At 48.0% G+C, this 11,538-nt stretch carries 9 protein-coding genes; 5 read left to right on the forward strand and 4 right to left on the reverse strand.

The annotated features are described in order from the left end of the window. A partial coding sequence (locus RMO27_RS05750) for a Uma2 family endonuclease (RefSeq protein WP_309730347.1) occupies positions 1-603 on the forward strand: 603 nt, incomplete at its 5' end. 106 nt (positions 604-709) lie between these two features. Next, on the forward strand, positions 710-961 hold the full coding sequence (locus RMO27_RS05755; RefSeq protein WP_309730350.1) for a hypothetical protein: 252 nt from the start codon (positions 710-712) through the stop codon (positions 959-961). Between the two features lie 106 nt (positions 962-1,067). On the opposite strand, the gene RMO27_RS05760 is transcribed toward RMO27_RS05755, so the two are convergent. Next, positions 1,068-3,569: an ATP-dependent Clp protease ATP-binding subunit gene (locus RMO27_RS05760; protein ID WP_309730353.1), complete on the reverse strand. Its 2,502-nt coding sequence runs from the start codon at positions 3,567-3,569 to the stop codon at positions 1,068-1,070. 489 nt (positions 3,570-4,058) lie between these two features. Here RMO27_RS05760 and RMO27_RS05765 point away from each other — a divergent pair, with 489 nt between their 5' ends. Beyond that, a complete protein-coding gene (locus tag RMO27_RS05765) occupies positions 4,059-5,129 on the forward strand; it encodes an acyltransferase (RefSeq protein ID WP_309730356.1) in 1,071 nt (356 codons plus the stop codon). A 93-nt stretch (positions 5,130-5,222) separates the two neighbouring features. Here the strand turns inward: RMO27_RS05765 and RMO27_RS05770 are convergent, their stop codons facing one another. Further along, positions 5,223-7,145: a tetratricopeptide repeat protein gene (locus tag RMO27_RS05770; RefSeq protein WP_309730358.1), complete on the reverse strand. Its 1,923-nt coding sequence runs from the start codon at positions 7,143-7,145 to the stop codon at positions 5,223-5,225. Between the two features lie 182 nt (positions 7,146-7,327). On the opposite strand from RMO27_RS05770, the gene tsaB reads away from it, so the two are divergent. Further along, positions 7,328-7,960: a tRNA (adenosine(37)-N6)-threonylcarbamoyltransferase complex dimerization subunit type 1 TsaB gene (gene tsaB, locus RMO27_RS05775; RefSeq protein ID WP_309730361.1), complete on the forward strand. Its 633-nt coding sequence runs from the start codon at positions 7,328-7,330 to the stop codon at positions 7,958-7,960. A 179-nt stretch (positions 7,961-8,139) separates the two neighbouring features. Here tsaB and RMO27_RS05780 read toward each other — a convergent pair whose 3' ends face one another. Next, a complete protein-coding gene (locus tag RMO27_RS05780) occupies positions 8,140-8,472 on the reverse strand; it encodes a DUF1815 family protein (RefSeq protein ID WP_309730364.1) in 333 nt (110 codons plus the stop codon). A gap of 361 nt (positions 8,473-8,833) precedes the next feature. Then, entirely contained in the window at positions 8,834-9,862 is a 1,029-nt protein-coding gene (locus RMO27_RS05785; protein WP_309730366.1) for a glucokinase, read from the reverse strand. 331 nt (positions 9,863-10,193) lie between these two features. Here RMO27_RS05785 and RMO27_RS05790 point away from each other — a divergent pair. Next, positions 10,194-11,538 (forward strand): Clp protease N-terminal domain-containing protein (locus tag RMO27_RS05790; RefSeq protein ID WP_309730369.1); only part of this gene is annotated, 1,345 nt, incomplete at its 3' end.

Below are 11,538 nucleotides of genomic sequence, written 5' to 3' on the forward strand. Positions count from 1 at the left end.
ATATATCTGCATGATGTGAGCTGGGCAGAATTCGAGCAAATTTTGCTGGAATTGGGAGAGAAGAGAGTTACACGGATCGCTTATGCTGCTGGAGAATTAGAGATTCGGATGCCATTACCAGAACACGAACGGTTGAAGGTCTTAATTAGCAATCTACTCGTCGTGTTGCTGGAAGAATTGGATCTACCTTGGGAGTCTTTGGGTTCTACCACTTTTAAAAACTCTCAGATGAAAGTAGGGATCGAGCCTGATGATTGCTTTTATTTAAAAAATTGTCAAGCAATCCTGGGTAAAAAGCGATTGGATTTAGCGATCGATCCACCACCAGATTTAGCAATAGAAATCGATCTAACTTCACCGACTCAACTCAGTGCCTATGAATCTTTAGGCGTACCAGAAATCTGGCGATATCAGCAAGGTAAATTAGCGATATTTGTACTTACAGATGGGCGGTATATCGAATCTGCTACTAGCTCGTTATTTCCCTCACTACTAATTAACGAAGGTTTTGCACAGATTTTAGAGCATCCCGAAATATTGATGAGTGAAGCTAGAAAGGAATTTAGGCTGTGGGTGCGGCGGAATTTAGCAATAGAAGAATAGATGTATCGATCTCGTGTCGTCAACCCCAAATCACGTTGATATCGAACTCTTTGAAGGATTGGCTTTTACTGGAACTCCACCTCAATAATTTTTAGGGAATAAAACTATGCAATATGATAATGACAGAGCGATAGCTGTTCTTGCCAAAGCACTTTCTGTGTGTCGCGGTATTTTATACTCGGCGCGCACGGGTGATGCTAGCCAGGGCGAAATCGAACGTCTGCTCGAAAGTACAGGTGAGGAGTCACTGATTGCCCTCATGGGGCAAGATACTTACAGTCACGTCATGCGACTCTCAGAAGCGTTGCCGAAAAAGGATCGTGATACACTGCTCTCGATTGGTGACGATCCCTATTAATCTGTTAGTTAAGTAACAGAGGTTAATTGAGAGTTTATAGAAACTGCAAAAAAGGCGTACTTAATAGTACGCCTTTTTTAACTAATTAGATATTCTCACCGATCGATTATTCGCCAACTGGGGCTAAAAGATCGGGTGCCGCAGTAGGCAGACTATCCTGCTTAGGAGTGACGATCGCTTTACCATCTTCGCCGATATCGACGATCGAGGTATCGCCATCTTTGAGGCGACCGGAGAGCATTTCCTCCGCGAGGATGTCCTCAAGCAGGCGCATAATCGCCCGACGGAGCGGCCGCGCACCATAGGCCGGATTGTAACCTTCATCGATCAGGCGATCTTTGAATCTGTCGGTGACTTCGAGCTTAATTCCCTGCTCGGTCAGGCGACCGAAGAGATCCTTGAGCATGATGTCGGCGATTTCTTTGACTTCTGGCTTGGTGAGCTGTTGGAAGACAATGATTTCGTCCAAACGATTGAGGAACTCTGGCCGGAAGTAGTTTTTGAGTTCTTCGTTGACCAAGCTGCGAATCCGGTTGTAAGTTGCTTCGGTTTTGTTGTCCGAGAACTCGAAACCAAGACCGCCACCACCTTTTTCGATCACCTTGGAACCGACGTTCGAGGTGAGGATGATCATCGTGTTCTTGAAGTCTACCGTGCGACCTTTGGCATCAGTCAAGCGACCATCTTCTAAAATTTGCAGGAGCATATTAAAGATATCTGGGTGCGCTTTCTCGATTTCATCGAATAAGACGACGGTATAAGGCTTGCGACGCACGGCTTCAGTTAATTGACCGCCTTCGCTATAGCCGACGTAGCCTGGGGGCGAACCGATTAGTTTGGAGACGGTGTGACGTTCCATATACTCGGACATATCCAAGCGGATCATCGAGTCTTCCGAACCGAAGAAGTAGTTAGCCAACGCTTTGGTCAACTCGGTTTTACCAACTCCAGTCGGGCCGGAGAAGATGAAACTAGCGATCGGGCGGTTGGGATTTTTCAAGCCGACACGAGCGCGACGAATGGCACGGGAGACAGCCTTGACCGCCTCTTCTTGACCGATCAACCGCTGATGGAGGGTTTCTTCCATGTTCAGCAGTTTGACAGACTCAGATTCAGTCAGCTTGCTCACAGGTACACCAGTCCAAGAAGCCACGATGTGGGCGATGTCTTCTTCGGTGACTTCGGGCATGACGCGATCTTCGGTGTCATCGCTAGCTTTCTTGGCTTGAGCGATGCTCTTAATTTCAGTTTTGATTTCGAGTTCGCGATCTTTGAGCGAACCGGCTTTATCAAAATCCTGAGAGCGGACGGCTTCGTCTTTTTCTTTGAGGACTTTCCGCAATTCTTTGTCCAACTCTTTGGCCGCAGCGGGGAGTTGAGAATTGAGCAGGCGGACGCGAGAGCCAGCTTCGTCCATCAGATCGATCGCCTTATCGGGCAAGAATCGATCGGAGATATAGCGATCAGCTAGTTTGGCCGCAGCATCCAGAGCCGCATCAGTGATTTTGAGCTTGTGGTGCTGTTCGTAACGTTCGCGCAGACCATGCAAGATTTCGATCGTCTCATCGACACTGGGTTCGCCAACCATCACGGGTTGGAAGCGACGTTCGAGAGCCGCATCGCGTTCGATATGTTTGCGGTACTCATCGAGGGTTGTCGCGCCGATACATTGGAGTTCGCCCCGTGCTAGAGCCGGTTTGAGAATATTCGCAGCATCGATCGCACCTTCAGCAGCGCCAGCACCGATCAGGGTGTGGACTTCATCGATCACGAGGATGACATTACCCGCTTGACGGATTTCATCCATGATTTTCTTGAGGCGTTCCTCAAATTCACCCCGGTACTTGGTACCAGCAACGAGTAACCCGATATCAAGGGTCACGACGCGCTTGTCTTCCAAGATATCTGGGATATCCTGATTGGCAATCCGTTGCGCCAAACCTTCAGCGATCGCGGTTTTACCGACACCAGGTTCGCCGATCAAGACGGGATTATTTTTCGTCCGCCGACCGAGAATTTGGATCACGCGTTCGATTTCTTTGGCACGACCGACGACGGGATCTAATTTCCCATCTTGAGCCATTTGCGTCAGGTTAGAACCAAACTCATCGAGCGTTGGGGTTTTATTGCTGCCAGTGCGTCCCCCTGGAGCGGTAGCCACACCAGCTTCGGAGGTTTCCCCCAGCATCCGAATTACTTGAGTCCGAACTTTGGTTAAGTCCACACCTAGATTTTCGAGCACTCTGGCAGCTACGCCTTCACCTTCGCGGATCAAGCCGAGCAGTAAGTGTTCGGTACCGATATAGTTGTGTCCCAGTTGGCGAGCTTCTTCTAGCGATAGCTCTAAAACTCGCTTCGCTCTGGGAGTGAAGGGGATTTCAACGGCGACAAAACCCGAACCACGTCCGATAATTTTCTCAACTTCGATCCGGGCATCTTTGAGGTTGATCCCCATCGACTTCAAGACCTTTGCTGCTACGCCAGTACCTTCACCAATCAATCCTAAGAGGATTTGCTCGGTACCGACAAAATTGTGCCCCAGGCGACGTGCTTCTTCCTGGGCCAGCATGATTACTTTAATGGCTTTTTCTGTAAAGCGTTCAAACATGGCTGTTTTCCATCCCCTGCTGCTTGTCTGAGTGTCATTAAATCTTAACACAGTAATTTTAGCGATTGGGAATAGTAATTTTAATCATTGGGTTCGGTAATAACTACTATTTTTGGACGGGAGGGGATCGGGCACTACGAAGATACTTCCAAGGATGGATTGCTTTTTTTACTCAGCGAATTTTCAGCTCTCGATCGTTCGTTATAAACCTCTATCTACTAGATACTGAGCTAGTAATTATGAGGCGATTGCTACCAGCCATCCCCCGCCCATGGGCTAGATTAGATCGCCGGTACCGGCGATCGAGATCCACGAACTCAAATTTTCTAGACGTCATTACAACGCTTTTCCTGTATTTGACGGAGAGCAATACTAGATAAGTGAGGTTAAGCTTGGGATCGAACATGTAGTTCACCTCAACAGGTTGTTTTTGGCACTCAATGGTAAAGCAGGTGATATATGTCGAGCCGAAAATAATTGATAACGATCGTGAAACAAAATTCAAACTTTAATCTTTCTATTCATGGTCTACGCGGCTTGGCAGCCATTTTAGTCGTATTTTTTCACGTCCATGGAATGGGTGCGAAAAATAATGCTCTATGGACATCAATTGAATCGATTCGATCGTTTGCTCCCTTTTGCGTTTGTATCTTTTTCTGTATTAGTGGATTTTTGATCGCTCAGACATTAGAAAAGCACAATTCTTTACGGATTTTTGCCAAAAATCGACTCGTGCGGATCTATCCAGTATTTTTAGTGCTCCACCTAATTATGTTTGCGATCGGACCAGCAAAAGGATACGATTGGATGGGGACTTTAAAATACGGTAGTCTCAATTATTTCCAAGCATTCTTTGCTAACTTACTATTTTTACCAGGTATTTTCGATTTACCGATCGCCCAAAAAAATGCCTGGTCACTTAGCTATGAAGCCTTGTTCTACATTCTGGCTGGACTAGTTTGGAAAACTAGCACAACCTTACGGGGAGTTGCGAAAAATCTTGGTCTGATCGTGCTAGCAGCGATAATTGCGATGGCAATCTACACTTGGATTAATGCAGTATTTTTTTTAATCGGTGTCGGTTGCTATCTAATTCACAGCAACTACGAGCGACAAGAATTAGAGCTAGTACGATCGTCAACCAAAAGCACGGTCTTCAGTATGAAAATTCTTGCTTTCCCACCATTGCCATCGACATATCGACTGGGATTACCAGCTTTAGTTATTGCGGCGATCGGCTATGCTTATCATCCATTAATTGCCATTCCTTTTCTGAGCATTTTCTTTGTTGAGGTCGTGCAGGAGGATTTATTTTCAGCCAAGATCTTGAGGCTCCGTGCTATCCAATTTTTAGGGACGATTAGTTATAGCCTTTATTTGATTCATCCATTTGTGCTGGATCTAGTGCGGAGTATTGCAGTAAAAGTTGCCGAAGGAAATCCACTGCTGGGGAATTTGACATTGATTATTGTAGGGCCGATAGTATCTATTTTGGTCGCTTGGTTTAGTTATGAGTTAATCGAAAGAAAATTAACCAAGATTATCCTCGCTAAGGTGTAAATAGTTGACAGTTGACAGCCTCATTAGAGCGGATCATAAACCCTCGCTCCAACAACAGTCTGCCTAGATGCGAAAGATCTAATTGACGATCAATTAACCATTACCATGTAGATACTCGTCGAGTAATTGGGGTAGATAATCGTAGCCATCAACCCCGATCGCGGGGATTAAATTCGGACGATACTGGGTGAGAATGGCTTGAAACTCCTCCACACCGAGTCGTCCTTGGAGAATAGTAGCTAAACTCGCGCCCTGTCGCCATTCCTTTGCGCCGATTTGATGGAGTTGATACATCGCCAGACAGCTATAAAAAATCGCTGTTTTGTTTTTTTCCAAACTGTGATGCGCCTCAGCGAGGTAGGTCAAATTCAGTCCTTGGAGGTATAAATCCCCAACTGCTTGAGCGGCTTTGGTACCCAATTGGAGATACTCGATCGCTTTTTCCGGTTGTTGAATAGTTAAGTATGCTAGTCCGAGGCTGTGATAACCCAGGGCGATGCTTTGTTTGTCATCCAAAGTCTCCGCTAGTTTCAAACCCCGATCGAGATAACTGATATTCTGCTCGTAAACATCCTCATCCATCAGATCGATCTCGTGTGCGGCCAACACTTCAGAGTAGCCAACATTAGTCAGCGCATTCGCTTCACCCAATCTATCGCCCGTTTGTCTAGCCAAAATCAGGGCGCGTTGACTCAGGCTAATTGCCTGGGGATAATCTTTTTGACCGATCGCGATCCGACTCAGATGGTTAAGATTGGCAATCTCACAGGGACGATCTCCAGCTTGATTGGCAATTTCCAAGGCTTCTTGGTGCAGTTTGATCGATCGATCGATTTGTCCCAAGGCTTGCTGAGAATAGCCCAAAATCGTTAATAACCGGCCTTTTTCCTGAGTCCCTGCTATCTGCTTGAGCGGTAGATCGAAATAAGAGAGGGTATCGCGGAGGGTTTCGCCAGAGAATGCAGCAAAGATCCCGCCGTACAAAGGAAAATTCGGACGTTGCGCCGCAGTGCGCAGAATTTGCAATGTCACCTGAAAACAAGCCTTGGAGATCGCCTCTCGATGGCTGCTATTAATCCCGATGGCGCGATTGATGCCATTGGCTAGCTCGCACCAAATTGCCGCAAACGTAATTAGTGTACTAAAGGCCAGCCGTTGCCCCCAGTCTCGATCGTACATCTGGCCGTCGAACCAAGTTACCAAAGCAGTCTGAATACTCTGCAAGACGATCGCCAGCTCCGTCCACTCTCCTTCATTGCTAGTTGCCTGAGTCGCACAGAGATCGGAAATTGACTGCTGCCGCCCGATCGTTTGAAATAATGACTTAATTGCTGGATTGGTGACTTGTCGCGCCCACAGCGACCAGGGGCCACTTTCCGTGGCTCCACCAAAACCGATCTGTTGACCGCTCTCATAAATCCAACTGACGAGATGGGGTTCGAGCGTGGGGAGTAACTTCAATCCCCGATCGAGTCCGAGGGCTAATTGTTTTAATTGCTCGAAATCTGCGGGTTCGAGTTTAATTGTGGCCACAGACTGAAGGGACTTAATCATCAATTCGATCTGAGCGCGATCGAGTTTACGTTCCTGATTGGGATCGAGTGCTTGCAGGAGGACATTTAACCGCTCATTTGGCGCGGTGGTAGCAATGAGATCGATCGTCCCCTTTACTGCTGCTACAGCTTGACGTTCGTCCTGAAGATTACCCAACGAGGTCTGAATCCAGGTTAAAGCAGTGAGTTTGTGTTTTAATTTAGCTGTTTTGACTTCATCCGCTTGGCTGGCTATTTCTCGTTCGATACCTTGTACCGTTTCGCTCAGGCAACCTTCAAATAGTTCGCTCGTTCCCAGCTCAATTTTTTCAACGAGGATTTGATAGATATACTCTTTCGAGATAATCTGTTTGCCCGTCAAAATCCGCTCGGCAATGTCGGCGATTGTTTGGAGATAGCGTTCGCGCAGGGTTTGCGCTGGGATATCATGGGGAGAATTCGATCCAGCATCAGCAGAAGTCATAGGCATTAATTCCGATCCCTTGCAAATGTGTTTCTATTATCGTAGTCCGTTCCCCTCTATCATGGGTGATGCCGCATCTTTAAATTCGAGCCGCACATGTATTCTGGTCGATTTCAATTTTCAGTAAACCTGAAATCGATAGGAGCGGCAATTCTTACTCTCTACTCTCTATCCCCTATCCCATGAAATACGGTTTAGCCCTACATACTAGCAGTCCTGCGCTGGGATTAGCCATTGGTAGTAACTACGATGATGTGCGTCACCGATCCTGGGATTTAGGACGAGAGACTTCCAATCTGCTCCATCCCTATCTACGGGATTTTATCGATCCCCAAACTTGGCAAGATCTGGGCTGGATTGCGGTCGCAAATGGGCCGGGGGGATTTATGGGGACACGGTTGGGGTTAGTGACAGCGCGGACTTTGGGGCAACAGCTTGACTTACCGATATTTACAGTATCGAGTTTAGCGGCGATCGCTTGGCAGTTACCTCACCACGGCACGATCGCGATTTCGATGTCTGCACAACGGGGTGAGGTGTTTGGGGCTATTTATGACGTGAGTCGGGAAGAGCGGGGCTTGAGAGTAATGCTGACGGATACGGTGATGTCGGCTGGTGATTGGGAAACCAGATTAGCCGAATCTCAGCCATCACATCACCATTCTGTGCCGCAGTCAGCCAATCTTGCTGATACGGTCTTAGGCGTCTTAGCTTTGGCGCAGATGGCTCAGGCGCAGGGGGATCATCCACACTGGGCGATGGCTTTACCTTTTTACGGTCAACACCCAGTTGTCGGCTCCTCGATCGGTCAATAATGAATTGCTATCGAGATCGCTAGTTACACCAACTTTCGATCGACAGCTTTTTCCTGGATATCGTACCATTGGCAGCGAACTATTAAATTTAGGTAACTGATGAGTGAACGAACTAGCCGTCAGCGCAGATCGAGTCGAGCTGCTCGTGAAAGCATCCAGATCGATGCAATTGGCGACGACTAGACGCTGAACGCAGGTTCTTGGCTATGCAGCCGAACCTTGAGCAGATCGGCCAATTCTTGCAACTGGCCGATTGCTTCTGCGCCTTCGAGCTTCATCAATTCGCGATCGTCGCGTAATTCTGTCCAGGTAATCCCATAATCGGATACCAGAAACCGGATCAGATGATTTGGTGCCAAACTAACCATAAAGTTGGCACTGTTCATGCGGTCTCCGCATGTATAGCAAGCAGCCTCATAACCGCGTCGCTCCAAGACAGTAGCTAGAGCCTGAAGGCTCATTACCAGGTCTTTGACAAATTCTTGATGTTGATTTGCTAGTCTAAGAAACATAGACCTCCTTGTATTAGCACCACTGCTATAGATTATAACCTTTATTATTTTTTAATGTTTTTCTCATTGACAATCTTAATGCATTAGACAATTTTTGTCGAATTAACTAATGTCTCGGCGGGGAGTTAGGTTGAGCGAAGACCTTAGTTAATACTGACAACCCTTCGCTAGAGAGCAATCTAGGCTCGATCGTCAATACCAAATGAATTGACATTTGGCGAACCCATGTTCTAGAGATCCATTAAACTCTGACAGAATACTGAGTGGAAAACTGTTGTCTATATCACACTCATTACCGACTTACTGAATCGGTTAACCGTAATCGCGATCTCAGTCACTGACAAACGATCGATTTTGTTATTTATGCTCCTAAGGCAGATGCCTGGGCAACAGCACCAAGCAAGCCAACTTGGGGATTGAGAACGACAGCAACGGGAATCTCAGTCAAGATATTGCTGACTCGACCTTTATGCTTGAATGCTGCCATAAAAGTCCCATCTGTTAATAAGGGGAGATTTTTGGCGGCGATCCCACCAGCAATGTAGATTCCAGCGTAGGGAAGGGTTTTGAGGGCGAGGTTTCCAGCTTCCGCACCATAGATCGAGACAAACATCGTCATCGTGGCTTGCGAGAGCGGATCGGTGTTGGCGATCGCCATCGCGGAAATTGTGGTGGTGGGATCGACAGCGGTGGCTGTTGATGATTCCCACAATCTCACTACATTAGCGACGTCATCTGTTTCGGAGAAGTTTCCAGTATCACGCAGATATTGGTAAATCGACACAATCCCCGCACCAGAGAGCACCCGCTCGACGGAGATCCGATCGAGTTGTTTGCTTTGGCGTAAATATTCAAATAACTCAAACTCTGGACGCGATCGAGCGGCAAAATCGACATGTCCGCCCTCGGTGGGCATGACTTGATACTCCCGACCGTTATGAATCAGCAAACCTTGTCCTAGCCCGGTACCAGCACCAATAATCGCGATCGGTGCCTGGGGAATCGATATTCCAACTTGGAGCGGATGGAGATCGGCGGAACGCAGTTGGGGGATGCCATAACCGATCGCCGTAAAGTCGTTGATTAATTTCAACTTAGGGATATGTAACTCGCGCTCTAGCTCGTCAGCATTGATGTGCCAGTCGAGGTTGGGCAAATAGGACGCGCGATCGATTACGGCTCCAGCGATGCCCAGACAGGCACTGGCAATCTCGATTTTACCGAGCTGGGCTTGCGCTGCGGCTACAAATTCGCGGACGATCGCGATGATATTCGGATAGGAAGAGCTGTGATACGATCGCTCGAATTGGGCGCGATCTGGATCTGTGGCCGTCACCAGTCTCAGGAGTGTTTTGGTACCGCCCAGATCGCCAGCTAATAGATATGTCATGTCTTTGGAACCTTTGCGGTACAGCGATACAATTTAGATATGTGCGATCGAGATCTAAGTCATATTGTCAGTTTGGCTAGGCCGACAGGCTACGTTTCTCTGGCAGCATCGAGATGATTGAAGGCAGCGGCTCGATCTGTGAATATATTAGTATAGGTTGCCATCATCTCACCAGCGATCCCCTGATTTTCAGCTTTAAAAGTTTACTGGAGAGCCGATTTCTGAATGTATCCGGTCGCTAATCGATCGCGATCTCAACTCAATTGCCACTGAACTGGACTTCCTTGATATACTGAACACACACGATCAGACTAATCGCCAGCCCCTAGACATGCAGCCTACAGACCCTACCAAATTTACCGACCAAGCCTGGGATGCAATCATCAAGTCACAGGATGTAGCCAGGAGATCTTTCAACCAGCAGCTAGAAGTCGAGCATGTGGCGATCGCGTTGTTAGAGCAGCAGGATGCCGCTCCCAAAATTCTGACCCGGGTCGGGGTGGATGTAGAAAAATTGACGCGGCAACTCCAGGAATTTACGACGCGGCAGCCACGATTGGATCGAGTTGTAGACTTGTATTTAGGCCGAGGCTTGGATGTATTGCTCGATCGGGCTGAAGCCGCACGGGAAAGTCGGCAAGACCGGATTATTGGTGTCGATCATCTGATTTTGGCCTTGAGTGAGGACGATCGAATTGGGCGGAGACTATTAAAAGGATTTAATTTCGATCGGCCACAATTGGAATCCGCGATCGAGCAAGTGCGCGCTGCCGTTCCTAAAGCCAGCAACCCTACTGCGGAAATAAGTAGTGCGGCTTTACCGAAATATGGGAAAGATCTCACCGAAGCTGCCAGAGCTGGCAAAATGGATCCAGTGATCGGACGGGATGAAGAGATCAAGCGTGTCGTCCAGGTGCTATCGCGCCGCCAGAAAAATAATCCTGTCTTGATTGGCGAACCTGGCGTCGGGAAAACCGCGATCGCCGAAGGATTAGCGCAACGCATCGTCAATGGCGACGTCCCCGAATCACTTAAAGACCGTACCTTGATTTCCCTCGATATGGGTAGCTTGATTGCTGGGGCTAAACTGCGCGGTGAATTTGAAGAACGCTTGCGATCGGTTCTCAAAGAAGTCACCGAATCGGCGGGGCAAATCGTCCTATTTATCGACGAATTACACACCGTCGTCGGTGCGGGTGGTAACCAAGGCGCGATGGACGCTAGCAATCTGCTCAAACCGATGCTGGCACGGGGCGAATTGCGCTGTATCGGTGCCACCACGATCGATGAATATCGCAAATATATCGAAAAAGATCCGGCTTTGGAGCGGCGGTTTCAGCCCGTCCAAGTTAACGAACCCAGCGTCGAAGATACAGTCTCGATCCTGCGGGGCTTGAAAGAACGTTATGAAGTCCATCACGGTGTCAAGATTAGCGATTCCGCCCTGGTAGCGGCTGCCAATCTCTCCAGTCGTTATATTGCCGATCGATTTTTGCCAGATAAAGCGATCGATCTTGTCGATGAAGCCGCCGCCAAACTGAAGATGGAGATCACCTCCAAACCTACTGAACTCGAATCGATCGATCGGCGGGTAATGCAACTGGAGATGGAAAATCTCTCCCTCCAAGATGAAACCCTCACCAGCGATACCCATCGCCCCACCCAAGAACGCCTCG

Source organism: Chamaesiphon sp. OTE_75_metabat_556 (assembly GCF_031378165.1).
In the GTDB taxonomy this organism is placed as follows: Bacteria; Cyanobacteriota; Cyanobacteriia; order Cyanobacteriales; family Chamaesiphonaceae; genus Chamaesiphon.

Excerpts from the sequence above, each read along its gene's own strand:
- RMO27_RS05755 (WP_309730350.1), top strand. The coding sequence starts at position 710 with ATGCAATATGATAATGACAGAGCGATAGCTGTTCTTGCCAAAGCACTT.
- RMO27_RS05760 (WP_309730353.1), bottom strand. The coding sequence starts at position 3,569 with ATGTTTGAACGCTTTACAGAAAAAGCCATTAAAGTAATCATGCTGGCC.
- RMO27_RS05770 (WP_309730358.1), bottom strand. The coding sequence starts at position 7,145 with ATGACTTCTGCTGATGCTGGATCGAATTCTCCCCATGATATCCCAGCG.
- tsaB (WP_309730361.1), top strand. The coding sequence starts at position 7,328 with ATGAAATACGGTTTAGCCCTACATACTAGCAGTCCTGCGCTGGGATTA.
- RMO27_RS05780 (WP_309730364.1), bottom strand. The coding sequence starts at position 8,472 with ATGTTTCTTAGACTAGCAAATCAACATCAAGAATTTGTCAAAGACCTG.
- RMO27_RS05785 (WP_309730366.1), bottom strand. The coding sequence starts at position 9,862 with ATGACATATCTATTAGCTGGCGATCTGGGCGGTACCAAAACACTCCTG.